This window comes from Afifella sp. YEN Y35 (assembly GCF_047553465.1).
Lineage (GTDB): Bacteria > Pseudomonadota > Alphaproteobacteria > Rhizobiales > Afifellaceae > Afifella > Afifella aestuarii.
This window is the reverse complement of sequence record NZ_CP180203.1, coordinates 3695511-3718607: the sequence shown is the minus strand read 5'-3', so window position 1 is coordinate 3718607 and position 23097 is coordinate 3695511. Positions and strand designations below refer to the sequence as shown.

Annotated in this window: 22 protein-coding genes, 1 tRNA gene and 1 pseudogene; 11 read left to right on the top strand and 13 right to left on the bottom strand. The window is 63.9% G+C overall.

What is annotated here, in order from left to right; translation table 11 throughout:
* Nucleotides 1-562: 562 nt before the first annotated feature.
* Both ACK8CP_RS17625 and ACK8CP_RS17620 read right to left on the bottom strand, forming a co-directional pair.
* Nucleotides 563-1405 carry a sugar phosphate isomerase/epimerase family protein gene (locus tag ACK8CP_RS17625; protein ID WP_414832681.1) on the bottom strand — a complete coding sequence of 281 codons (843 nt, stop codon included), beginning with the start codon at nt 1403-1405 and terminating at the stop codon, nt 563-565.
* Nucleotides 1406-1548: 143 nt separating this feature from the next.
* The gene (locus tag ACK8CP_RS17620; RefSeq protein WP_414832680.1) at nt 1549-2244 is read right to left on the bottom strand and encodes a GntR family transcriptional regulator; all 696 of its coding nucleotides are present in this window, start codon (nt 2242-2244) and stop codon (nt 1549-1551) included.
* Nucleotides 2245-2515: 271 nt separating this feature from the next.
* Between ACK8CP_RS17620 and ACK8CP_RS17615 the strand changes: the two genes are divergently transcribed.
* Nucleotides 2516-3529 (top strand): SIS domain-containing protein, encoded by a 1014-nt coding sequence (locus tag ACK8CP_RS17615; protein WP_234629190.1) that lies wholly within the window; start codon nt 2516-2518, stop codon nt 3527-3529.
* The gene (locus ACK8CP_RS17610) at nt 3516-4352 is read left to right on the top strand and encodes a PfkB family carbohydrate kinase (protein WP_234629191.1); all 837 of its coding nucleotides are present in this window, start codon (nt 3516-3518) and stop codon (nt 4350-4352) included. The genes ACK8CP_RS17615 and ACK8CP_RS17610 overlap by 14 nt, the downstream gene beginning before the upstream one ends.
* A gap of 131 nt (nt 4353-4483) precedes the next feature.
* Here the strand turns inward: ACK8CP_RS17610 and ACK8CP_RS17605 are convergent, their stop codons facing one another.
* From ACK8CP_RS17605 to ACK8CP_RS17585, 5 genes and pseudogenes are all read right to left on the bottom strand, one after another.
* The gene (locus tag ACK8CP_RS17605) at nt 4484-5683 is read right to left on the bottom strand and encodes a calcium-binding protein (RefSeq protein WP_414834295.1); all 1200 of its coding nucleotides are present in this window, start codon (nt 5681-5683) and stop codon (nt 4484-4486) included.
* A complete protein-coding gene (locus tag ACK8CP_RS17600) occupies nt 5659-7725 on the bottom strand; it encodes a calcium-binding protein (protein ID WP_414832679.1) in 2067 nt (688 codons plus the stop codon). The genes ACK8CP_RS17605 and ACK8CP_RS17600 overlap by 25 nt, the downstream gene beginning before the upstream one ends.
* 362 nt (nt 7726-8087) lie before the next feature.
* Nucleotides 8088-8159 (bottom strand): annotated as a pseudogene (locus ACK8CP_RS17595) (hypothetical protein); the annotation flags it as partial.
* A 281-nt stretch (nt 8160-8440) separates the two neighbouring features.
* Entirely contained in the window at nt 8441-9547 is a 1107-nt protein-coding gene (locus ACK8CP_RS17590) for a hypothetical protein (RefSeq protein ID WP_414832678.1), read from the bottom strand.
* A gap of 272 nt (nt 9548-9819) precedes the next feature.
* Entirely contained in the window at nt 9820-10236 is a 417-nt protein-coding gene (locus tag ACK8CP_RS17585; protein WP_414832677.1) for a hypothetical protein, read from the bottom strand.
* An 80-nt stretch (nt 10237-10316) separates the two neighbouring features.
* Between ACK8CP_RS17585 and ACK8CP_RS17580 the strand changes: the two genes are divergently transcribed.
* The 3 genes from ACK8CP_RS17580 to arsH all read left to right on the top strand — a co-directional run bounded on the left by ACK8CP_RS17580 (nt 10317) and on the right by arsH (nt 12986).
* Nucleotides 10317-11477, top strand: a complete 1161-nt coding sequence (locus ACK8CP_RS17580; protein ID WP_414832676.1) for a mandelate racemase/muconate lactonizing enzyme family protein — start codon at nt 10317-10319, stop codon at nt 11475-11477.
* A 316-nt stretch (nt 11478-11793) separates the two neighbouring features.
* A complete protein-coding gene (locus tag ACK8CP_RS17575; RefSeq protein WP_414834294.1) occupies nt 11794-12156 on the top strand; it encodes an ArsR/SmtB family transcription factor in 363 nt (120 codons plus the stop codon).
* A gap of 113 nt (nt 12157-12269) precedes the next feature.
* Nucleotides 12270-12986: an arsenical resistance protein ArsH gene (arsH, locus tag ACK8CP_RS17570; RefSeq protein ID WP_414832675.1), complete on the top strand. Its 717-nt coding sequence runs from the start codon at nt 12270-12272 to the stop codon at nt 12984-12986.
* A 520-nt stretch (nt 12987-13506) separates the two neighbouring features.
* Here the strand turns inward: arsH and ACK8CP_RS17565 are convergent.
* The gene (locus ACK8CP_RS17565; protein ID WP_414832674.1) at nt 13507-14418 is read right to left on the bottom strand and encodes a LysR family transcriptional regulator; all 912 of its coding nucleotides are present in this window, start codon (nt 14416-14418) and stop codon (nt 13507-13509) included.
* A 114-nt stretch (nt 14419-14532) separates the two neighbouring features.
* On the opposite strand from ACK8CP_RS17565, the gene ACK8CP_RS17560 reads away from it, so the two are divergent.
* Nucleotides 14533-15117: a flavodoxin family protein gene (locus ACK8CP_RS17560; RefSeq protein ID WP_234629197.1), complete on the top strand. Its 585-nt coding sequence runs from the start codon at nt 14533-14535 to the stop codon at nt 15115-15117.
* Between the two features lie 71 nt (nt 15118-15188).
* On the opposite strand, the gene ACK8CP_RS17555 is transcribed toward ACK8CP_RS17560, so the two are convergent.
* The 3 genes from ACK8CP_RS17555 to ACK8CP_RS17545 all read right to left on the bottom strand — a co-directional run bounded on the left by ACK8CP_RS17555 (nt 15189) and on the right by ACK8CP_RS17545 (nt 16500).
* The gene (locus tag ACK8CP_RS17555; protein WP_414832673.1) at nt 15189-15626 is read right to left on the bottom strand and encodes a helix-turn-helix domain-containing protein; all 438 of its coding nucleotides are present in this window, start codon (nt 15624-15626) and stop codon (nt 15189-15191) included.
* Nucleotides 15627-15692: 66 nt separating this feature from the next.
* Nucleotides 15693-16304 carry a type II toxin-antitoxin system HicB family antitoxin gene (locus tag ACK8CP_RS17550; RefSeq protein ID WP_414832672.1) on the bottom strand — a complete coding sequence of 204 codons (612 nt, stop codon included), beginning with the start codon at nt 16302-16304 and terminating at the stop codon, nt 15693-15695.
* Nucleotides 16305-16423: 119 nt separating this feature from the next.
* Nucleotides 16424-16500: transfer RNA gene (locus tag ACK8CP_RS17545), tRNA-Arg, on the bottom strand.
* Between the two features lie 400 nt (nt 16501-16900).
* On the opposite strand from ACK8CP_RS17545, the gene ACK8CP_RS17540 reads away from it, so the two are divergent.
* Both ACK8CP_RS17540 and ACK8CP_RS17535 read left to right on the top strand, forming a co-directional pair.
* Nucleotides 16901-17521: a class I SAM-dependent DNA methyltransferase gene (locus ACK8CP_RS17540; protein WP_414832671.1), complete on the top strand. Its 621-nt coding sequence runs from the start codon at nt 16901-16903 to the stop codon at nt 17519-17521.
* Between the two features lie 123 nt (nt 17522-17644).
* Nucleotides 17645-17995 (top strand): carboxymuconolactone decarboxylase family protein, encoded by a 351-nt coding sequence (locus ACK8CP_RS17535; protein ID WP_234629201.1) that lies wholly within the window; start codon nt 17645-17647, stop codon nt 17993-17995.
* 133 nt (nt 17996-18128) lie between these two features.
* Here the strand turns inward: ACK8CP_RS17535 and ACK8CP_RS17530 are convergent, their stop codons facing one another.
* Nucleotides 18129-19235: an aldo/keto reductase gene (locus ACK8CP_RS17530; RefSeq protein WP_414832670.1), complete on the bottom strand. Its 1107-nt coding sequence runs from the start codon at nt 19233-19235 to the stop codon at nt 18129-18131.
* A 102-nt stretch (nt 19236-19337) separates the two neighbouring features.
* Here ACK8CP_RS17530 and ACK8CP_RS17525 point away from each other — a divergent pair, with 102 nt between their 5' ends.
* The 3 genes from ACK8CP_RS17525 to ACK8CP_RS17515 all read left to right on the top strand — a co-directional run bounded on the left by ACK8CP_RS17525 (nt 19338) and on the right by ACK8CP_RS17515 (nt 21929).
* Nucleotides 19338-20234, top strand: a complete 897-nt coding sequence (locus ACK8CP_RS17525; RefSeq protein WP_234629203.1) for a LysR family transcriptional regulator — start codon at nt 19338-19340, stop codon at nt 20232-20234.
* Nucleotides 20235-20321: 87 nt separating this feature from the next.
* Nucleotides 20322-20735 carry an alternative ribosome rescue aminoacyl-tRNA hydrolase ArfB gene (arfB, locus tag ACK8CP_RS17520; protein WP_234629204.1) on the top strand — a complete coding sequence of 138 codons (414 nt, stop codon included), beginning with the start codon at nt 20322-20324 and terminating at the stop codon, nt 20733-20735.
* A gap of 78 nt (nt 20736-20813) precedes the next feature.
* Nucleotides 20814-21929: a class II histone deacetylase gene (locus ACK8CP_RS17515; RefSeq protein ID WP_414832669.1), complete on the top strand. Its 1116-nt coding sequence runs from the start codon at nt 20814-20816 to the stop codon at nt 21927-21929.
* A 93-nt stretch (nt 21930-22022) separates the two neighbouring features.
* Here ACK8CP_RS17515 and ACK8CP_RS17510 read toward each other — a convergent pair whose 3' ends face one another.
* Nucleotides 22023-22931, bottom strand: coding sequence for an MBL fold metallo-hydrolase (locus ACK8CP_RS17510; protein ID WP_414832668.1), 909 nt, complete (start codon nt 22929-22931; stop codon nt 22023-22025).
* Nucleotides 22932-23097: the final 166 nt, after the last annotated feature.

The window sequence follows — 23097 nt, the reverse complement described above, 5'->3', positions numbered from 1 at the left end:
CTTCATGGCGGACGCGGGCGGCCTCCGAGGCGCGTGGAAAATCCTGCGCAGGCACTCGGGGAGAGGCCTGGAAACGGGCGTTATCGGCGGACTTGCGAGCCTTCAGGGCGCTGGCGAGCTGTGCTGAAGCACGCGCGCAGCAGTTTGTGTCTGCCACCGCGCCAAAATTGAGCCCGGCGTCGACAGGGGTTGCCGCAGCAACACTGATCTCGCCTGAGCCCATCGCGCCAACCCCTTTGGCATGGTGTCAAAGTCGCTGAAAAGAGGTGACCCTTTCCATTAGACGTCAGACAACATTGCCGTCGACGGAGTGTCAAGGCGGAAATTTCGCCGTGCTCAATATTGCTGCAATGCAGCATTCGCGAGTCCCGAAACCTGCATTCTTTGGCTTTTCCGAGAAAAGCAGGACAGCAGCATCCGGGATAAAGCCGCACGCTACGGTAGCTCTGACCCGAAACGGCAGCCAACAAATTGTGCTTTGCAAACGAAAAAAGACAGGCGCTGAAAAGCCTGGCGCGCGAAGAGACGCCGCCCCGCCCTCTGCCTCACCCAGCCTCGGACCTTACAGCTTCTGAAGCTCGCCGCGGATCAAGGCCGCGCTGTCGCGCATCGGCGGCAAAGGGTCGAGCCAGTACTGGGACGAGGTGAATTCGAACGAAAGACTTCCCGCATAGCCGCCGCTCTGAAGCTCGGCGAGGAACGTGCGAAGCGGGTAGGATCCGTCGCCCCAGGCGAGATGGGCGCCCGCATCATCGCCATCGATGAAATGCACATGCGCCAGATCGGGGCCGAAGCGGCCGAGATAATCACCGATCGTCTCGCCGGCGGCCACCATCGCCGCCGTATCGAGGATGGCCTTCACGGCCGGCGAGCGAAGCTCCGCGATCATCCGGGCGAGATCGGCGCTCGTATTGATGACGTTCGATTCCGCCCGTGTCAGAGGCTCCAGCAGAAGCGTGATACCGAGCCTTTCGGCGTGCCGGCAAAGCAGCGAAAGGCCGTCAGCCGAGCGTTTCCAGGCCTCTGCCGCATCCTGGTCGGCATAGCCCCAACCCGGCGTCACGAGGAGATAGGGGCTCTCGAGCTCGACGCAGGCCGACAGGCTCTCGAGGAAATACCTCAAACTGCGCTCGCGGATCACAGCCTCTTCGGCCGCGATGTTGATCGGATAGACGCATTGTTCCGGCGTGAAACAGACGAGCTCCAACTCCCGCACCCGAAGATCGTCGCGGATCTTGCGCGCCGATTGGAGCCACGGATCGCCGAGGTAGAAATGCGGCTGCGCGCCCCACAGCTCGACACGCGTCAGACCGGCTTCCGCGACATCGTCCAGAAACCGCGCAAAGGAGTGGCGGAAATAATGGAAGTTCATCCCGCAAAGCTGACCTGCCGCAAGCCTCGCCATGATTTCCCTGCCCGGTTTTCTGTTCGTCACGCGATTTCGCGGCAGATCGATACCAGCAGATCAGACGTCTGACAATTCAGGAGCACATGCCGCGGCAGCACCGCTTCCACCGGCAACAGGCCTCCACGGACGCCGCAGCCTCCTCACTTTCGCGCAAAATTGAAGGCGAAATGGCTGCCCTTGTACCAGTCGCTGGCAAACATGATCGGCTCGCCGGAGCGCGTAAAAACCGTTTCGTCGATCAGAAAGGCCGGGCCGAAATCGGAGAGCCCGTGGCGGGAGACGGCACTTTCCGGCAGCATTTCCGCGCGCGCCTCCGCCGTCGACATGCGCGGCGGGTAGCCGTAGCGTCCGAGGACGGCATTGAGCGAGCCGCTCCAATCCACCTCATAGATCGGATCGGAAATCAGGCTGCGGCGGATCATGGCGAGGCAGTAGATGAGCGGCTTGCGCTCATGCAGCCGCAGCCGCTCCAGCCGGATGATGGTTTCGCCGGGCGCCAGCTTCAGCGCCGCCCGCACCGCCTTGTCAGGCGTCTCCTCGGAAAACCCCAACACACGGTTTTCATAGCTGTAACCGAAATGGCCGGCCATCTCGGTAATGCTCTCGAATTGCGTGATCGAGCGGGCGACATGCAGCGTCCCGGCCGCCGTCAGAAAGCGGCCGCGCCCATGCTCGACGGAGAGAATCCCCGCCTGCTCCAAAAGCTTGAGCGCCTCGCGGATGGTCGGGCGCGAGCCGCCGAGATGCGCCTTGAGCTCCGCCTCCGTCGGGATCTTCTCGCCAGCCTTCAGGCCCCGTTCCGCGACGAGATTGAGAATGCCGTCGCGGAACCGCATGACCGTCGTCTGCCCTCCTCCACCAGCGCCAGCCATGTCTGCGTCCTCGCCTCTTTGCGGCATCGGGTCGTCGGTCCTCCCGAATCCCTGCCTCAATCCCTGCCCCAGTCCCTGCCATGAACGGGCGCTGAGCGCCCGCATCGACACCTTACCCGCCTAAGGCGGAACGTAGCGAGTTGACAAGTGCCTGTTGTCGGGCCATCAACTTGTCAGACAACATGGCCGCCGCCGAAAGGCGACCTGTCTGGAAGGCTAGAAGGATCATCCGCTGATGCTCAATTTTGACGAAAAGCGTTTTCTCGCGATCCAATCGGGCGCGGTTGCAACGGCCGGAGAGCTCGACGCGATCGTGGGCGCGGCTCTCGAGGCCGGCGCGCCCAACATCTTCTTCCTCGGCACGGGCGGCGCGGCGATCCTGATGCAGCCCGCCGTGGACCTTCTGCGCGCCCGCTCCGCCTTCCCGGTTTTTGGCGGCCACACGGCGGAGCTTCTCGCCGCCGGCTCCACCAATCTCAAAAAGGGTTCGCTCGTCATTCTCCCGTCCTTGTCCGGCACGACGAAGGAGAGCGTCGCCTTTCTCGAACTCGCCAAGGAACGTGGCGCCGAGGTCGTCTCTCTCGTCGGCCACGCCGATACGCCGCTCGGCCGCGACGCCGACCATGCGATCGTCAACTTCGCCGCCGACGACACGTCATCGGAGAGTTTTTACGTCCAGTCGCTCTTTGCGGCGCTTTCGGTGATGAAACACCGCGGCGAGATCGACAATTACGAGGCCCTCGTCGCCGAAATTCAGCACTTGCCGCGCGAGCTTCTGCGCATGAAAAAGGCGGTCGAGCCGAAGGCGGAAGATTACGCCAAGGTGATCGCGGGCTCCGACTGGCACATCGTCTGCGGCGCCGGCAATGTCTGGTACGAGGCGTTCTATTACGGCATGTGCATTCTGGAAGAGATGCAGTGGATCCGCACCCGCCCGATCCATGCGGGCGACTTCTTTCACGGCACTTTGGAGCTCGTGGAAAAGGGCGTCTCCGTCATCCTGATGAAGGGCGAAGGCCCGAACCGGGCGCTGGCCGAACGCGTCGAAGCCTTCGTGCCGAAGGTCGGCGGCTCGCTCACCATCCTCGACACCAAGGATTACCCGACCGAGGGGCTGTCGGCGGAAGCGCGCGAGCTGCTCGCTCCGGCCTTCCTCGCCACCATGCTGGAGCGCATCAGTGCGCGCCTTGAGGTGATGCGCGACCATCCGCTCACGACGCGCCGTTATTATCGCCGTGTCGAATACTGAGCCATGGCTTGCAGCCGTCGGTGACAATTGCATCGACGAAATCGGGACGAAGCCGGACGAAGGCGCCGGCTTCCACCCCTCGGTGCGCCTTGCCGGCGGCAATGCCGTGAATGTCGCGGTGCAGGCCCAGATCTTGGGCCTGCCCTCCGCCTATTTCGGCGCCGTCGGGCGCGACGACAATGGCGACATCATCGCCCGCGAGCTTCACCGCAATGGCGTCGATACGAGTTTCCTCGTCCGCCGGGCGAAGCCGACCTCCGTCACCCAGGTGCATGTGACGGACAAAGGCGAACGCATCATCGCGCTTGAGGATTTCGGCGCCTGCGCCGGCTACCGGCCGAGCGAAGCGGCGTTTGAGCGTCTGCTTGATGCCGCGCACATCCATATCGGCTGGTTCGACGATGGCGGTGCGCTGAAGCGGCGCCTCAAGGCGGCCGGCTGCTCGCTCTCCCAGGATCTCTCGGTCAACAACGCGCCGGAGCACCTGACGCCCGACGCCCTCGACATCGCCTTCTGCTCAGAGCCGGGCTCACCGCAGGCCGCAGAAACGCTCGGCAAAGGCCTGCTCGAAAAAGGCGCAGGCCTCGTCGTCGTCACGCGCGGGGCCGAGGGCGCTTCCGTGATTTCCCCAAGCCGCAGCCTGCATCTGCCGGCGGAGCCGATCAGCCCCGTCGACACGACGGGCGCCGGCGACAGTTTCATCGCGGGCTTCCTGGTGGCGCGCCTTCAAGGCGCCAACGACGCGGAGGCGGCCAGGGCCGGCATTCGCCGCGCCAGCGCAACCTGCCTGCACGAGGGCGGCTTCCCCCAGCGAAGCGAATAGGCCCGAGCCAAGCGGATAGGCGCGAGCGAATAGTTCGCGTGCCAAAAACACCCGCCTCAGAAAAGCGAACGGCCCGGGGATGGATCTCATCCCCGGGCCGCTCTTTAAGCGTTGATGTCGGTATCAGCCGATCAGAACTGGAAATCGGACTGATCGAGATCGGCGGCGTCGACCCCGACGAGGGTCAGGATGTCGCCGTCACCGAGATCGATCGTGGCATTTCCATCGGCATCGCTGCCGATCGACCCTTGAACATCGGCGAAGCTTCCGAAGCCCGATCCCGTCAGGTTGATGAGATCGGTGCCGTCCTCGAAGCCGTAGACCATGTCCGAGCCGTTGTCGGCAACGGAGACGTAGATGTCCTGCGCCCCGTCATTGGCGCCGAGATAGATGACGTCGTCACCTGCGCCGCCATAGGCGACGTCGGCGCCGTCGGAGGCGAAGATCGTATCGTTGCCGGCACCGCCATAGATGGTGTCGTCGCCAGCGCCGGCGCCCAGCTGATCGTCACCGAGACCGCCACCCGAGACGTCGTTGCCGTTGCCGGAGAGGACGACGTCGTCCTCGTCACCGCCATAGCTCGTGTCGTCATCGTCGCCGCCATAGGTCGTATCGGCCCCGTCGGCACCGAAGAGCACGTCCTGGCCAGCTCCGCCGAAGCCGAGGTCGTTGCCGGACCCGCCCCCGATGAAGTCGTCACCGGCACCGCCGGCCTGCTGGTCGTCGCCGGCACCGCCATACATCTGGTCGTTGCCTTCGCCGCCGGCCGCCGTGTCGTTGCCGTTGCCGCCGAACATCAGATCGTCGCCGTCGCCGCCGAAGGACAGATCGTTGCCGTCGCCGGCATAGATCGTGTCGGCACCGCCGCCGCCTTCGATCGTATCGGCCCCGAGACCGCCTGCGATCGATTCCGAATTATCCGTGCCGGGAAGGCTGTCGTCTTCGTCCGTGCCGACCGGCGTCGTCGGGCCCGAAGGGCCGCCACCCGGAACAGCGTAAGAGATCGTCCCGCCGCTGACGGAGAAATAGCTGGCGTTCAGGCCGTCCGTCACATCGATGGTGATCGAGCTCGTGGTGATGCCATTGTCGACGTCGAAGGTGAGCAGACCATTGCTGTAATCCAACGATTCGATGGTGTCGCTACCGCCGAGCTGCACCGAGATGACATCCCCCAGACCGAAGTCGGTGATGGTGTCACCGTCGAGATTGGAGGCAAGGCCTGAGAACGTGTCGTTGCCGGCACCGCCGGTCAGCGTATCGGCACCCGCTCCACCCTGGATGGAATCGGCGCCGTCGCCACCAGAAATCACGTCCACGCCGGCGCCACCAATGAGGGTGTCGGCCCCGGCACCGCCGGAGATCGTGTCGTCGTCGTATCGGCCGCACTTCCGCCGCTCAACGTGTCACTGTCCGTCCCACCAGAAACGATGAAGCTCTCGGCATTATCCGCCGTCGCGAGCGTCGTGGCGCCCTGGTTGAACGTGGCGACATTCCCGTTATCGACACTGAAGGTCAGCGCCCCGGTGACCGAGGAATCGGCGGTCAGGGAGACCGTGTCGGCTCCATCCCCACCATCGATGGTATCGCCGCCACCTGCGGTCACGGTCATGAAGTCGTCGCCGGCTCCTGCCGTGACGGTATCGGTTCCAGCGCCTGCATCAATCGTGTCATTCCCGGCACCGCCATCGAGACTGTCGGCCCCGTCGCCGCCATAGATGGTGTCGTTGTCATCGCCACCGGAGATCGTGTCGTTTCCGACATCGCCGGTGAGATAGTCCGCCCCGACCCCGCCGAGGATAAAGTCGTCGTCATTGCCGCCGTAGATCTGATCGTTGCCGGCATCGCCGCTCAGGCTGTCGGCACCGTCGCCGCCACTGAGCGTGTCGTTCCCGTCACCACCTTCGGCCGTATCGTTACCGTCATTCCCGCTGAGGTAGTCGTTCCCGGCCCCGCCGATGACAGAATCATCGCCGGTGTCACCGTAGAGGTAATCGTTGCCGGCGGCGCCATCGAGCGTGTCGTTGCCGCCGTTGCCGTCGACCGTGTCGTTGCCGGCGCCGCCCGTAATCGTATCAGCGATAGAGCTGCCGGTGACATCGAACGCTTCGACGTTCTCGAACGTCGCGAGCGTCGTCGTACCGTCGGTTACAGTGGCCACGTTGGTTTCGCTGACGCTCATGGCGAGGCCGGTTCCGCCTTCCGCGCTGATGTAAGCGGTGTCGTCGCCTTCACCACCATTGATGCTGTCGCCACCCCCGGCAAGCACGGTGATGTAATCATTGTCAGCGCCGCCATCGACGGTATCGGTTCCCGTTCCGGTCAAGATCCGGTCAACGCCCGCACCACCGAAGAGCGAATCGTCGCCGTCATCGCCGAGGATCGAATCGGCGCCACCGCCACCGAGAATAGAGTCCCCGCCCAAGCCGCCGACCAGCGTGTCATCACCGCCGCCGGAGTTGATCGTATCCGCGGCGTCGGAGCCGACGATCCTGAAGGATTCGATGCTGTCAGCCGTTGTCAGTGTACCGCCGGCATCTGTCATGACGCCGTGCAGAGAATCGTCACCCGTAAAGGTCACCGGCCCGTTATTGCTGCTCGCATCAATGTAGAGGGTATCGGTGCCCGCGCCGCCGTCGACCGTATCGGTCTCTCCGTTGTCAGCCACGACATAGATGCTGTCGTTGCCGTCACCGCCGTCGACGTTATCGCTGCCGTTGCCGGCGTTGAGGGAATCATTCCCGCCACCGCCGAGGATGCTGTCCGCACCATCGCCGCCGAACAGCGTGTCATTGTCGACATTGCCGCTCAGCGTATCGGCCGCTGCCGTACCCGTCACATAAAACTGTTCAATGTTGACGGCTGTAGCCAACGTATCAGCCGGGTCACTCGCATCGGTCATCACGCCGCCGTCAGAACTGTCGCCGGTGAAGATGACCGGGCCGGTCTGGTTGCTGGCGTCCAGATAAAGCAGGTCGATGTCAGCCCCGCCGTCGATGCTGTCGCCGTCGCCCGCCAGAACCCTGATCGTGTCGTAGCCCGTGCCGCCATCGACCGTATCGGCGCCCTCGCCACTTACAATCGTGTCACTTCCCGCACCGCCGAAGATCGAGTCGGCTCCAGCACCCGTCGAAATTGTATCGTTTCCGTCGCCGGTCGCGATCGTGTCGTTGCCATCGCCTGTGCTGATATTGAAAACTTCAACGTTTTTGACGCTCGCCAGAGTCTCTGGGCCCCCGGCGGTCATGTCGGTCATATTACCCTGTACGGTGTCCAGCTCGAACGCCACCCCGGTGTTGTTGGCGCCCGCGTCAAGGGTCAGGGTATCATTGCCGCTTCCACCATCGATGCTGTCGCTGTTGGCGGTATCGGCCACGACACTGATACGATCATTGCCATCTCCGGCATCGATCGAATCGGCGCCTTCGCCGGTCGAGATCGTGTCGCCAAGGCACCAGTGGCGATCGAATCATCGAAATCGCCAGACGTTGAGATGTCGAAGCGTTCGACATTGTCGAGGCTCGCCAGCGTGTCGCCACCCGATGTCATGAGGCTGGTGCCCCCATCGACCCACGTGAAATCCACGGCTGCGGCGATGCCGGTCGCATCAAGCCGCGCAGTGTCCGTCCCTTCGCCACCATCGATCGTGTCGCCGGCACCGGTAATGGAATCAGCATCGGCAACCACCCGGATGTCATCGCCGCCACCGAGGGCGGAGATGGAATCGGCGCCCGCATCCCCGAAGATTGTGTCGGCAAACTCCGATCCTTCGAGCGTGTTGTTTCCAGCATCGCCGTTATAAGTTGGCATGGTTTTCGTCTTCCTTGTTTGGTGGGAGGCGAGCAAATTGCCGCACGTCGCCCTCACCGCTAGACAACAAATATTGCGAGAGGATTAATGGCCGCATTATCGCCCGATATGCAGCTACAGGTAGAACATTTTTGGTTAAACCGCAAATTTTAGCCAGCTATATGAATTTACATGGCGATGATCTGTAGTTTATAAGAATAAAACATAGAAAATAACCTTATTTCTAGGAAAAAATGCAAATACTATATAATACTACATTTTTATTTTAAATCTAAGTGCAGTCATGTCGTACAAATTGAACTGACAAGGGCCGGCGCCGAAATCCGGAGTTCGCGCCGCAGAGAGCAGGCAAAATCGGACGCACGCGACCGCCGAGCGTGCCCCCCCGAGCGCGCGAAACAGAGCGTCCGCCGCACATCCTTGGTGAAGCTGTTGCCGGAGGTTGCGGGGGCCCGAGAGGCAGGGGAGCAGGGACCGCTCAGCTCCTTCCCGGCTGAGGCCCCTGGATCGCCTTTGAGCGACAACCGGCCTGCGTGACCGAGGTCGCCGCGCTCGATCGCATAGAAATCGGGCGCGTAAAACTCGGGGCGGCCGGCGAGCGCGACGAACACGCCACGATACAGGCCGGTTTCGGGCTGATGCTGGATGGCCGCCGCTTCGCCGTCGATCCGGAGAAGAAAAATACCGGGCCGCTTCGCCAGGTTCGTCAGCTCAAAAAACGAGAACTGTTGGAGCTTGCCGCGACGCAGCGCATGGACGCGCTCCACCGGAATATCGAGGAGCTGCTGCGCGCGCTCAACGGAGAACCCGTCGAGCGCCTGATCGAGACACATCATCAAATTGGAGCGCGAGCGCATCTCCACATTCCCCTGATCCACACCGAAATCCGAGATTTCGACAAACTCACCCTCGGTCGAGACACAGACGAAGTCGCCCGTCGTCGGCGCCGCGCCCCATTCGCGCAGCTGGCGGGCGACGGCCGCGAGGTCCGACGAGCCCGACTTGTCCACGATGCGATCGAGGTCCCACTCGTTGAGGCAACGCCCGTCGAGCCCCCAATCGTCCTCGATCGCATAAGGATTTGGCCTGTCCCCGTCATAGCTGAAAGAGATACGCGTGATCGTCGTATAAGGATCGCGGAGCTCCGCCGTGGCCAGATCGATATGGCGGCCGAAGAAACGGAGGTCGCGCTCGCTGTCCTCGAAGAAGCACTTGGCCCGATCCGGCGCTTCGTTGTCGCAGAAAGAGAAGCCGATCGCTTCTATGGCGGCATCTTTCGCCATGCCGAGCTGCACGCCGACGACGCTGAAAGGCTGGGCATTGTCCTCAACGACCGGCTCGCGGCTGCAGGCACCGATCAGTGCGCTTGCCACGATGAGAGCGGACATTGATGCCAGTCGGTGCAACGTCATGATTCTGCTTCTCCTTTGTCGCCCGAGGCGACGTACCGGCGCGAAACCGGCGCGTCCAGGCCCGCCGGGTGTTTTTCACGCCCCACAGACCTGTTGGAACGGCAGAGGGAGCAGACCGCCCCGCCCCACAGCCCGCAGCGAGACCCCGGCGGAGGTCGCGACTGGCGAAAGGATCTTCGTGTCGAAATGATGCAATGCGAGGAAGCGAAGCGCTCCAGCCACGATCGCGTGCACGCTGCGGGACCGAGCTACTTCGCCGGAGCGTCCACGGCCATGCCCCGCACCAGAGCCGCGAGCTGGCCGCCCTCGAGGGCCTCCAGAACGGCCATCGGATATTCGCTGTTCCACCGCTCCGCCCGCGCCACGGAATGCAGCCACTTGCGGCGCTCCTCCGCGGAGGCGCCGGCAATCCATTCCGGCGATCGGCAGGAGAACTCGCTGTCGAGCTCGACGTCGGGTCCGCTGAGCCCGCATTCCACCGCCGCCTCCAGCATCTCGTGGTAGCCGGGCAGCGTCGTGATCGTCTCCGGGGTCTGATGCGGCTGGCGCTGGTACTGGTCGAGCAACTGCCGCGCAGAAGCCAGGAATTCGTCCATTGTCGGTTTGTCCATCTGATCGTCGCGCACCGTCACCTTCGCCGGCAGCGCCTTGTTTTCATTTTTCACGCGTTTGACAGGGTTCTTAGCCTTGCCGAAGATCGCCCGAAAGTCGGCTCTGCCGCCACAGTCGAACAGCAGGAACCCTCGTGAAAATTACCTCTGCAACCGTCTACCATGTCAAAGGCCAAGGGCTGACGCCGGTCATCGTCGAGCTTCAGACCGACGCCGGGATCACGGGATTGGGCGAAGCGGCGCCCTCCTTCGGTTGCGGAGGCAGCGGAGCGGCAGGGATGATCCGCGACCTCTGCGAGCGGTTCGTCGTGTCGCGCGATGCAAGGCGCATCAACGCGATCGTGGCCGAGATGATCGACCAGGCATTCTGGTTGCGCAATCCCGGCGGGATCGCCGCCTCCGCGCTCAGTGCAATCGAAACCGCTCTCTGGGATATCAAGGCGCGCTCGCTCGACCTGCCGGTCTATGATCTGTTCGGCGGCCGCCTGCGGGACAATCTCGATTACTACGCCAACGGCTGGTATTTCGGGGCGAAATCCCGTGCCGAAGTCATCTCGAAGGCCGAAGCGGCCGTTCGCGATGGGCATCGCGGCCTGAAGATGTATCCGCTCGCCCGCATCCGGCCGAACGGCACTCTGCGCCACCCCGACAATCGCTTCGCGGACGACCGCACCGTGGTCAAGGACGCCATCGCCTTCGTGCGGGACATGCGCGCGGCCATCGGGCCCGATGTCTTGCTGATGCTCGATCTGGCGGGCGGGCTTTCCCACTCGGATACGATCCTGTTCTGCAAGGGGATCGAGGAATACGACATCTCCTTCGTGGAAGAGATCATCGATCCGGGCGATCTCGGCGCGATGCGCCAGATCGCCCCGCATATCCAAATCCCGATCGCCACCGGCGAGCGGCACCACCTGATCAACGGCTTCCGCGACCTGCTCGAGACGCGTTCCGTCGGCATCCTGCAGCCCGATATCGGCAATGTCGGCGGCTTCGCCGAAGCCTTCAAGGTCGCCGCCCTCGGCGAGGCCTACGGTCTGAAGGTCCAGCCGCATGTCTGCGCAAGCTCGCTCGGGGCGAGCGTCGGCGCGCATCTCAGCGCATGCATCCGGAATTTCTACATCCAGGAGCATTTCCCCTACTGGTCGACCATTCCCGGCTACGTCGAGGTCGCGAACGAACCCTTCGAGACCTGCGCCCGCAATGGCGTGCTTCCGGTGCCGGAAGGCCCGGGCTTCGGGGTGACACTCAACAAAGTCGTCATGGAAAAACATGTCGTGGCACACCTCGACTAGCAGCCTCTGAAACACCCTGGCGAGGCCGTCTCGTCACGGACAGCATCATCGCGCCGCCTCACTCAGATAGGCACGATCAGACGTCTTTCTGATGCCGGATCAGCGGCCGGCCGGGGAGCGGCACGAAGCGGTCATGGCGCGCCACGCCGGCGGAAGACGAGGACAGCGTCCACGCGATCCTCCCCCCCACCGCTCCTTCGTGGCGTCAGACCGGCCGGCCTGGCCTCCACCGATAGACGCACGAGATTTGTGCTGGCGTTCTGTGCAACAGCGCCCTATCTATCATCTCAACGATTCTTGAGTTATTGAGATGATGATGCACGAGGAAGAAGCGCTGACCGCCTTTGCGGCGCTGTCGCAGGAAACGCGGCTTCGCATCGTCCGGCTGCTGGTTGCGGCAGGCCCTACAGGCATGGCCGCCGGGGCGGTCGGCGAAGCGATCGGCGGGGCGTCGTCGTCTCGCATATCCTTCCATCTCAACCACCTCGAACAGGCGGGCCTCGTCACATCCCGGCGCAAGGGCCGCTCGATTATCTACAGCGCCGCGCTGACGACGCTTTCCGGCCTTGTCGAATTCCTCATGCGCGATTGCTGCCAGGGAAATCCGGAGGTGTGCGATCCCGCAATCGCCGCGCTGTCCACATGCAGCAGCCCCACAAAGGCGACACCGCATGCGTGATGCACGTGCTGATCGCGTCTTCGACCACCTCCCGCTTGCCGCCTCCGATCCTCGCCGACAGCCTGGCATGAGCGCGGCGACAGAACATTCAAACAAACCGAGGCACACCATCGATGCCGAATGAGCTTCCCAATCTCGATGAGAGCTGCGTGGATTTTCCCAGCCTTGACCGGCTGCACACGGCAAAACCTGCAACCCATCCACCGCGGATCCTGCTGCTTTACGGCTCGCTGCGCGAACGCTCCTACAGCCGTTTTCTGACCTTCGAGGCCGAACGCCTGCTGAAGCATTTTGGCGCGGAAACACGTATCTTCGATCCGCACGGCCTGCCCCTGCCCGATGGCGATGACGTCGACCATCCCAAGGTGCAGGAATTGCGCGAACTCTCGCTTTGGTCCGAGGGGCAGGTCTGGACCAGTCCCGAGCGGCATGGCGCGATGAGCGCCGTCCTGAAGGCGCAGATCGACTGGGTTCCCCTCTCCGTCGGCTCGATCCGTCCGACTCAGGGGCGCACTCTTGCGGTGATGCAGGTCTCGGGCGGCTCACAGAGCTTCAATGCCCTCAACCAGATGCGCGTTCTTGGCCGCTGGATGCGGATGATCACGATCCCGAACCAGTCATCGGTCGCCAAAGCCTGGCAGGAGTTCGACGAAGCCGGCCGGATGAAACCGTCACCCTTCTATGCCCGCGTCGTCGATGTGATGGAGGAACTGGTCAAGTTCACGCTGCTGACACGCGACGCCTCGCCATACCTGACGGATCGCTACTCCGAGCGAAAGGAAAGCGCCGAAGCCTTGTCGCAGCGGATGAACCTTTCGGCCGCCACATAGCTGTGCCGGGCTGATGCGAGCCGGAAAGGTCGTGCCTGAGCCACCTCTCCGCCGCCTCTCCGCCGTTTCGATCTCGGCCGGCGAATTCTGCGAATGCCCTGCGCTTGACCAGATGCTCGGGCCAGACCACGCCGATCCCTGCCTCTTGCGACGAACCCGCGGCAGCGCTTGCGTCAATCGCTGCTGGCCGGCTTTCCCATAATCTGGTCCTCCATGGGTTTCCCGAAATTGCCCGTTGGACATGGAGAAACCGCAAAGGAGCGTCTGCACGACATGTGCCGGCAGACCATGTGGGCGGGCCACCATGATGGCGAGCGGCGCCCGATGATGGCGAGCGCATCGGCAGCAAATTTGAGCACGAAGCCATGCGCCAGCAGCAGATATCGTGACCAGAAAACCGCTCCGTTGGCGGGCAGACGCCGCCACAATGGCATGTGCCTGCCGTTAGCCTTCGTGATGGTGCAGAGGAGCGGAGCTTCCGCCACGCCACCAAGTGGCTCGGCCGTTCGCCCCCGGAGGCTCATACCAGGTACGGCGTGAGCACCTCTTCGATCCATCCCATGAACGCTCGGACGCGGCGCGAAAGGTTATGGCGATGGGCCACGACCAGCGACACTTTGAGCGGCTCGGGACGGAAATCGGGCAGGATTTCCACCAGTGCTCCGCTTTCGAGGTGCTGCCGTATCCCATAGAGCGCCGCCTGGATCAGCCCGAGCCCGGCAAGACCGGCAGCCTCGTAGGTCTGAACGCTGTTGACGTGCACTCCGCCAGGCAGCGCGAGCGTCGCGTAGTCGTCCGTGCCGATTATCGGATACTCCCATCCATAGGGTTTTCCGCCGAGCGTCCTGCTGTAGTGGACCATCCGGTGTTCTTGAAGCCGCAAATCCTCCAGCGTGCGCGGTACGCCATGGCGCTCCAGATATGCGGGGCTTGCCGCGTTCACCATGCGCAACTGACCCAATGACCGGGCAATCAGCGTTTCATCCCCGATCGGCCCGATCCGCAGGACGCAATCGAACCCTTCTTGGACCAGATTCACCTGTCGGTCCGTGCTCGAGATTTCGAGCTCCAGTTCGGGATGGGTGGCGATGAATGCCGGCAATGCCGGCATAACCGTCGTGCGCGCGATCTCGGTAGGAAGGTCGACCCGCAGACGCCCTCGCAGGGCCACGCGATCCTCTGCAAACATCGTTCGCAGGTCGTCGACATCAGCAAGGACGTCTCGCGCTCGCGCATGGAAGGCGCGTCCATCCTCAGTCAGTTGAACGCTACGCGTCGTCCGGTGGAGAAGCCTGACGCCAAGCGCCTCTTCAAGCTTCCGAACCGCTGTGGAGGCGCGTCCCTTCTGGATGCCGAGGCTGTCGGCCGCGCGTGTGAAGCTCCCCATTTCGGCGACGCGGATGAAAATGCGGATGGAATCAAGGCTCGGCATGTCAGCGCATTCAGATTGTATTGCACTGGAAGAACAATGTGTTCGTCTCGACGCAGTTTATCGTTTTGAGGATGCACAATATGTCAGATGGCAAGCACCGCCAAGGAGACAGACATGAAGCCATCCGATGCCAAAATCGCCGTCGTCTACCATTCGGGATACGGCCACACGAAGCGCCTGGCGGAGGCTGTCGCGGAAGGTGCCTCGGCATCGCTGATCGCGATTGATGCCGACGGCAACATCCCGGAAGACGGATGGGAAACACTGGCGGCGGCCGACGCCATCATCTTCGGGTCGCCGACCTACATGGGCGGCCCGAGCTGGCAGTTCAAAAAATTCGCGGACGCTTCCTCGAAACCATGGTTCGAAGGGAGATGGAAGGACAAGCTCTTCGGCGGCTTTACCAACAGCGCAAGCCTCAACGGCGACAAGCTCAACACGCTGCAATATTTCCTTCTGCTTGCGGGTCAGCACGGTGGCCTGTGGGTCAGCCTCGCCGTCAAGCCGGCGAACGTGAGAGCCTCGCAGCGCGACGATCCGAACCGCATGGGCGCGTACATCGCGCCGATGGCGCAGTCGGACGCGGACGCGCCGCCGGAGGAGATGTCGAAAGGCGATTTGGAGACGGCCCGGCTTTACGGCGCCCGCGTGACCGAGATCGCCGGCCGCTTCGCACCGGCGCAGATTGCATGCGGGTGACGGAGTTCGTTCTGAGACTTGCCCCCGTGAGACCGGGCAAAACCCGATGAGACCCGGTCGCGCTGCAGCGGTTACGGGCGGCCGCCAGGCCCTTCCTCGACGCGGGCTTCCCGATACGTCTTGAGCGACAACCGCCCCTCCCGCTCGAGGTCGGCGCGATCGGCAGCGTAGAAGTCGGCACCTCCGGCGAGCGCGATGAATTCGCCGCGGTGCATGCCGATTTCGGGGTGATGCTGGATCGTGGCAGGCTCGCCGTCGATCTCGATGACCGAGATGCCGATCCGCCTCGCCAGGCCCATCAGCTCTTCCAGCGAGAACAGGTCGATCTTGCCACGACGAAGCGCGTCCAGACGATCGGTCGAGACCCCCAGAAGCTGCCGCGCACTGGCGTCGGAGAGGCGATTGAGCAGCTGGTCGAGGTGCATCAGAAGGCGGGATCGCGAGCGCATCTCCCGCGCCTCTTCTGGCGTATCGCAGATTGCATCCCAGACGCAGGTGTATCTCTCCATGGCCACCTCGTATCGCCGTCGTAAGGGTTCCGACCGAATCCGCCAGCAACACTCGCGGGTTCTGGCTCAGCTGCCAAGGGACGAGTGTTCGCTGGCCGGCGGATCGTCGCTGAAGGCAGGGCGCACCTGATACTCATCGGGCTCGGCCGCGGAAGGCGTTGGAAGGGTGTGCCCGTCGAGGATATGCCCTTCCAGCGCGACCGCAAGCGCATCGGCCATCTCGCTCAGCGTCTCGTCGACGGTCTCACCCTGGGTGATCGCGCCGGCCACGTCGCGCGCCCGGGCGACAAAGCCGCCGTCTGGATCCGGCGTGAGGAAGACGGGGAAAGGGACGCTCCCCAGGTCGTGGGTGGCACGGAGGTCCACGGTCACCGCGTCGTACGGGAAGACAAACCGGTCACCCTCCGCGCTCACCACACCGGCCGTCGCGAGGACGGCAAGATCGTTGCGCAGCTGGGCGGCCTCGCGCCGAAGGATCGCCGCCAGATGCTCGGCGGTCACCGGTCCGGCGCCGGCCATGGCCTGGACGATCGGCCACCGGTGCGGCGGCAGGATCTGTTGCATCAGATCTTTGGCGGCGAAGGTCAGGACCTCGCCCTGCGCCTCGCCGCGGAAGGCAGCCACCGCCGTCTCCGACGCCTGTTCGGGACGCGCTATGCTGACGGTGACCACGCGCACGACAAATCTCCGGGTGTGGTGGGCGATTTGGAACGAAGCATGCCGATTTGCCGCCTGGCGGACCTGAGACCCCGCCGTCGGAAAGGCGCCCTCGCCAGCGCTTGCAATTTAAGGAAAATTGGCGCACCCGACAGGATTCGAACCTGTGACCTCTGCCTTCGGAGGGCAGCGCTCTATCCAGCTGAGCTACGGGTGCAGCTCACGCCCATGTAACCGATCAAAGGCGGGCCTGCAACGGCGTGTCGACGCCTGCGGCGCGTTTGTGAAAACCGGGAGCGTGAGACGCACCTATCCGCCCCTCAGGCCGGGCCTCGTCAAAGGCGTGAGGATCGTCTGCCCGCCCCTTGAAAGCGGCATTGCCCCGTCAGCGAGCCTCGCCGCCTAAGAGGTTGCCCGAGCTGGACCACCCCCGACCCACCGCCGCCTCGCCGCGGAAGGCAGCCACCGCCGTCGAACCACCGCCGTCGAACCATCCAGCGCCCGCAAAGACGCGTCCCGATCGCAGGCAGCCGCGTGCGCACTCTCCGGCCCCCGATTTGCCATCGCGCGCACGTCTGCCTAGTTCTTGCTCAAGCGAAGCAGGGAGGCACAAAGCCATGAGCGACAATCCGATCCTGAAACGCGTCTATGCGCTCGCCGGAGACCGCGACGAAACGCGCAATGTCTATGCCGCATGGGCCAGGGACTACGACACCGACACGTTGCGCGGCATGGGCTACGTCGCGCCGAAGCTTGCGGCCGCGGCCCTTGCCGACCTCGTCGACGACACGGCGCGCGTGCTCGATGCCGGCTGCGGCACGGGCCTCGTCGGCGAAGAACTCTCCCGCCATGGGCTCGGCGCCGTCGATGGCATCGATCTGTCGCCGGGCATGCTGGATGTGGCGGCGGAGAAGAACGTCTACCGCAATCTCGACGTGGCGGATCTGACGGAGCCTTTGAACATTGCCGACGACAGCTATGACGCGGCGATCAGCGTCGGCGTGTTCACCTCCGGCCATGTCGGCCCCGATGCGATCGCCGATCTTGCCCGCGTGGTGAAGAAGGACGCGCCTCTCGTCATCACCGTGCACGAAAATGTCTGGGAGGCGCAGGCCTATCCCGATGCGCTCAGCCGCTTCGAGGCGAACGGACATCTGCGCATCAACGAGCTCATCGAAGCGCCCTATCACGAACGCGAGGGCTATCGCTGCCGGCTGTGCCTTCTGTCTGCCGCGTGAGGCAGTCCCGTCTCGGGAGAGACGCAAGCGCGTCAATACGTGTCACGCCCTGCCCTCGAAAGCCGCGATAGCATGGTCTTGCCAAGGCCCCGCGCCACGGCCCCAGCACAGAGGAGCAGGCCCATGAGCGAGAACTTCCCGGAAACCCTGCAGGAGGTCACCGACGGCATCGAGCTTTTGCAAGGCGCCATCCCTGACCTGATGCAGGCCTTCGGCGCGCTCGGCGAAGCCGCCTCCGAGGAGGCCGCCCTGTCGCCGAAGGTCAAAGAGCTCATTTCGCTCGCAATCGCCGTCTCGGTGCGCTGCGATGGCTGCATCGCCTACCATGCCAAAGCCGTGGCCGATTGCGGCGCCACGCGCGCGGAGGTGGCCGAGGCGATCGGCACTGCCATCCATATGGGCGGCGGCCCCTCGGTGGTCTATGGAGGTGCGGCCCTCAGAGCCTTCGACGCCTTCCTGGAAGACCACGCCTGAACGCCGGGTCCCGGGCCAACACCGCACTTGCGGAAAACGAAGTCGAAGAACGCATTGCCAGCCCCCTCCCCGGCGGGTCGGAACCTGCTGGAGCAAGCTAGCGTTGGCTCCCACGTGCGAAGTTGGCCGGCGTCTACCGCCACCCACGCGCGGACGTGACGCCGAAGCGCATCGCGGGCGGAAGCTGGAAGATGAAGTAGGGATTGAGCGAAGGCAGCGCGCTCACCTGGTCGAGGCGCCGCTCCTGATCCTCCGTCAACGTGACATCAAGCGAGCCGATGTTCTGGGCGATCTGCTCGGCGCGGCTCGCACCGATCAGCACGGACGAGACCCCCGGACGCGTCGCAACCCAGGCCAGGGCGACTTCGGCCATCGAGCGACCGATCTCGCCGGCGACAGCCCGGAGCGTCTCCACGATATCGAAGTTGCGTTCCGTGAACAGCATGCCGCCGAACGGGTTGTCGCCCTTCAGTCGCTCGCTGCCCTCGCGCGCCTCATTCTCACCCGACACGCTCTTGTCGGGAAGGCTCGCAGACCGGCTGGCCTCGCTCAACATCTCGCGGCCGTACTTGCCCGTCAGCAGGCCGCCCCCGAGCGGGCTCCAAGGCACCATGCCCAGATCGAACTCGCGACCGGCAGGCAGAATGTCGAGCTCGATGCCGCGATCGAGGAGAGAGTACTGGTATTGAAGCCCGATCGGAACCGGCAGACCGTGGGCCTGAGCCAGCGTCGCAATCTTGGCGACATACCAGCCGGGCGCATTGGAGAAGCCGTAATGCAGGATCTTGCCGGCTCTGACGGCATCGGTCAGAGTCTGGAGAACCTCTTCCGCAGGCGTAACGCGATCCCACACGTGCACCCAGTACATGTCGATATAGTCGGTGCCGAGACGGCGGAGCGACCCTTCAAGGCCGGCGCGCATGGCTTTTGCGCCGTTGCCACCGCTGTGCGGGTTGCCATCCTGACTGCGGGCGAACCCGGCCTTGGTCGCAATCACGACGCGGTCACGGATCCCCTTCTCGCGCACGAAGGCACCGACCATCTCCTCGCTGCGTCCGCCTGAGTAGATATCGGCGGTGTCGATGAAATTGCCTCCGGCCTCGACATAGGCGTCAAACACGGCGCGCGATTGGTCCCGCCCCGACCCCCATCTCTCGGCGCCGAACGTCATCGTGCCAAGCGCCAATGGGCTGACGAGAAGTCCCGAGCGGCCAAGTGTGCGGTAATGGGTCAGGGTCATCGATCGCCTCCATGCGAATTGGGTTCGATCCGGTAGATAGATTGCGCCGTCCGTCGTGATTAGCGGTTGCGGCTCGCATGGGCTTGTGAGCATCGTGCATGAATGCAGCGGACTGAACTCAACGATCTGCTCGCGTTCGAGGCGATTGCGCGCGAGCGCAGCTTCACGCGCGCAGCCGCCCGGCTCGGCATGTCGGCGTCGGCTCTCAGTCACGCCATGCGCGGGCTTGAAGAGCGTCTGGGCGTGCGCCTTCTCGCGCGCACCACGCGCAGCGTGTCGCCGACAGAGGCGGGCGAGCGGCTGCTCCGCTCTCTGACGCCGGCTCTTGCCGAAATCGAGGGTGGACTGGCGAGCCTTGCCGCCTGGCGGGAGACACCATCCGGCACGGTGCGGTTGACCACCTTCTCCTATGCGGCCGAAACGATCCTCCAGCCGAAGCTTCCGGCCTTCCTGCTCGCGAACCCGGACGTCAACGTCGAGATCGACGTCAATGACGGGCTGACCGATATCGTCGAGGCCGGCTTCGATGCCGGGATTCGCTTCGGCGAGACCGTCGCAAAGGACATGATCGCCGTGAAGGTCGGTCCGGACCTGCGCACGGTCGTCGTCGGCACACCGGATTATTTCAACCGCCACCCGAAGCCCGAAACCCCGGACGATCTTCGCCGGCACGTTTGCATCAACTATCGCCTGCGAACGAGTGGCGGACTTCTCCCGTGGGAGTTCGCGGTCGGCGAACGCGACATCAATGTTCGTCCGACCGGCCAGCTGATCACCAACGACGGACCTCTCGTGGCGGCGGCCGTCCGCGCTGGCGCGGGGCTTGGCTACATCCTCGAGCATGAAGTCGCAGAGGATGTTGCTGCCGGCCGCCTCGTCCAGGTTCTCGCCGATTACTGTCCCGTCTTCCCGGGATGCCGGCTCTACCATTCGAGCCGCCGACAGACCCCGCCGGCATTGCGGGCTCTGATCGACGCTCTGCGAGACAATCGGCCATGAACGTCCTTGAAGGAGCCGCCCCTCTTCGGGCATTCACGAAAGCAGTCTGATGACAGAGAAAAACGAAATCGGCCGCGATCTTTGAGCATGATCCGCATCTCCACCAACATCGCGCTTGCCGAAGACGAAATCGAAGAGCGCTTCGTCCAGGCGTCCGGCCCCGGCGGGCAGAACGTCAACAAGGTGGCGAGCGCGGTGGAGCTGCGCTTTGCGCTCGCCGCTTCGGAAAGCCTCCCGCCGGACGTGAAGCAGCGCGTCACTGGCCTTGCCGGCCGCCGCCTGAACAAGGACGGCGTCCTCGTCATCCGCGCCGAACGCTTCCGCAGCCAGGAGCAGAACCGCGAGGATGCCGAAAAGCGCCTCGTCATGCTCATCCGCCAGGCTCTGACCGCACCCAAGAAGCGCCGCCCGACGCGACCCACCCGCGCCTCCAAAGAGCGGCGCTTGCAGACGAAGAAGGCCCGCGGCGCGCTGAAGAAAGAAAGACGCGGCGAATGGTGACAAGGTAAGCCCCGGCGAAATGCCCGGCTCGCCTTCTCTTTGCTTGTGAGACAAGAACGGGCAGTCTAGCCATATCAGATGAGCGATGGACTGAGACATACCGGCTTCTTCAGCGACGAGGCCTGTTTCTGGCACGGTGGCGGCAATTACGCCTTCATGGTGCCGGCCGGCGGGCTGGTTCAGCCCATGAACGGGCTACCGGAAAGCCCGGAGAGCAAACGGCGGCTCAAGAACCTGTTGGAGCGCACCGGCCTCATCGCCGAGCTCGACCTGCGCTCCGCCGCACCGGCGACGGACGAGATGCTGCGCCGCGTCCATCCCGAACATTATCTCCGCGAATTCAAAAAACTCTCCGACGCGGGCGGCGGCGAGCTCGGTCAACGCACCCCGTTCGGACCGGGCGGTTACGAGATCGCCGCTCTCTCGGCAGGCCTTGCGACGGAAGCGCTTCGCGCCGTCCTCGGCGAGGAAATGGTCAACGCCTATGCGCTGTCGCGCCCGCCGGGACATCATTGCCTGCCGGATCGGCCGATGGGCTTCTGTCTCCTCGCCAATATCGCCATCGCCATCGAGACGGCTTTCGCCGAGCGGCGGGCGGAGCGCATCGCCGTCGTCGATTGGGACGTGCATCACGGCAACGGCACCGAGGCGATCTTCTACGGCCGCAGCGACGTCCTGACGATTTCGCTCCACCAGGAAAACAATTACCCACCCGGCTCGGGGCGGATCGAGGCCCGCGGCGAAGGCGCTGGCGAAGGCTATAACATCAACGTCCCGCTCCTGCCGGGCGGCGGCCACGACGCCTATCTCTACGCCTTCGAGAAGATCGTGAGCCCGGCCCTCACGCGGTTTCGGCCGGACGCGATCATCGTCGCCTGCGGCTTTGATTCCTCCGGCGTCGATCCGCTCGGGCGCATGCTGACCTCGGCCTCGACCTTCCGCCAGATGACACGGATTCTGATGGAAAGGGCGCTCGAACTCTGCGGCAGTCGCCTCGTCGTCGTCCATGAAGGCGGCTATTCGGAGCTGCATGTGCCCTTCTGCGGGCATCAGGTCATCGAGACGCTGTCGCGCTCGCAGATCCATGCGCCGGATCCGCTGGAGGAGCGCATCGCGGGCCAGCAGCCCTCGCCGCGCGCCCAGGCTTTCCAGCGCGTTTTGATCAACGAAATGGCGGGCTTTCTCGGGTTTTAGCGGCCATCCGCCGGCTCAGGAGAACTCTCCCGCGCAAGGCGGGAGATTTTGGTGCAAGCGCGCTGGGCCTATCTGCGCCGCTCAAGGGCCGCGTCAGCTGACGCCCTTCAAGACCGGCATCCACTGCGCCGGCACGTAGCGATAGCCGTCGCCATCCTTGCCGATATGGCCGGTCGCCGGGAACGGGAAGTGATAGGAAGCGATGCGCATGCGCTCCTCGGCCACCATGTCGAGAATGCGGTGGCGCGTCTCGCGTGCCGCATCGGCATCCTGATCGAACACCGCCGACCATTCCGGATGCGTGACGAAAAGCGCCGGATGGTTGGTCGTATCGGACAGGAACATCATCTTCTCGTCGCCCGATGCGATCGCGAAGACCGTGTGTCCCGGCGTATGGCCATGCGCGTCGATCGCGGTGATGCCGGGCAAAAACTCCTCGTCCCAGGAAAACTGCGTCAGGCGATCATCGAGCGTGCCGAAAATCTGCTGCGCGAGATCGAAATTCCCGCGCCGCCCTTCCGGCGCGTTGGCCTTGTTGTCGTCGCTCATCCAATAGGCATATTCCGGCTCCGGCACGAAGACTTCGGCGTTCGGATAGACCGGCGCGCCGTCCTTGGTGGTGAGCCCCATGATGTGATCGCCATGGAAATGGCTGATCACCACCTTGGTGACGTCTTCCGGCGCCATGCCCGCCGCCGCCATGCCGCGCTTCAGCTGGCCGGCCGTGGGCGGGCCTTTCTCGCCGAAGCCGGTATCGAAGAGGATGAGATCCTCGTCCTTGCGCAATGTGAGCGGCGTGAACGGAATGAAGAGCTTGTCCTCCGGCAGAAACGCCTCGCGCAACGCCGCCTTCACGTCCTCAAGCTCGGCATTGACGACGAAACCGTCCTGAAGCGGGCGCTCCGCCATACCGTCGGAAAGCTGCGTGACGAGAAAATCGCCGAGCTGATAGCGATAGGCGCTCGGAAGCTGCTCGTCCGGCGCCGCCGACATTCCGGCCATCTCTTGCTTTCCTTCAGATGCGCTCTGCGCGTCAGCTCTGCCGATGCCGCGCGTCAAGGCGGCTGCACCGGCTGTCCCGGCGGCCAGGGTGAGAAAAAGTGATCTCCTGTCGAGATGCATATGAACCTCCCTCACGGTCAAGTCTCGCAACCGAAACTAGGAGGCA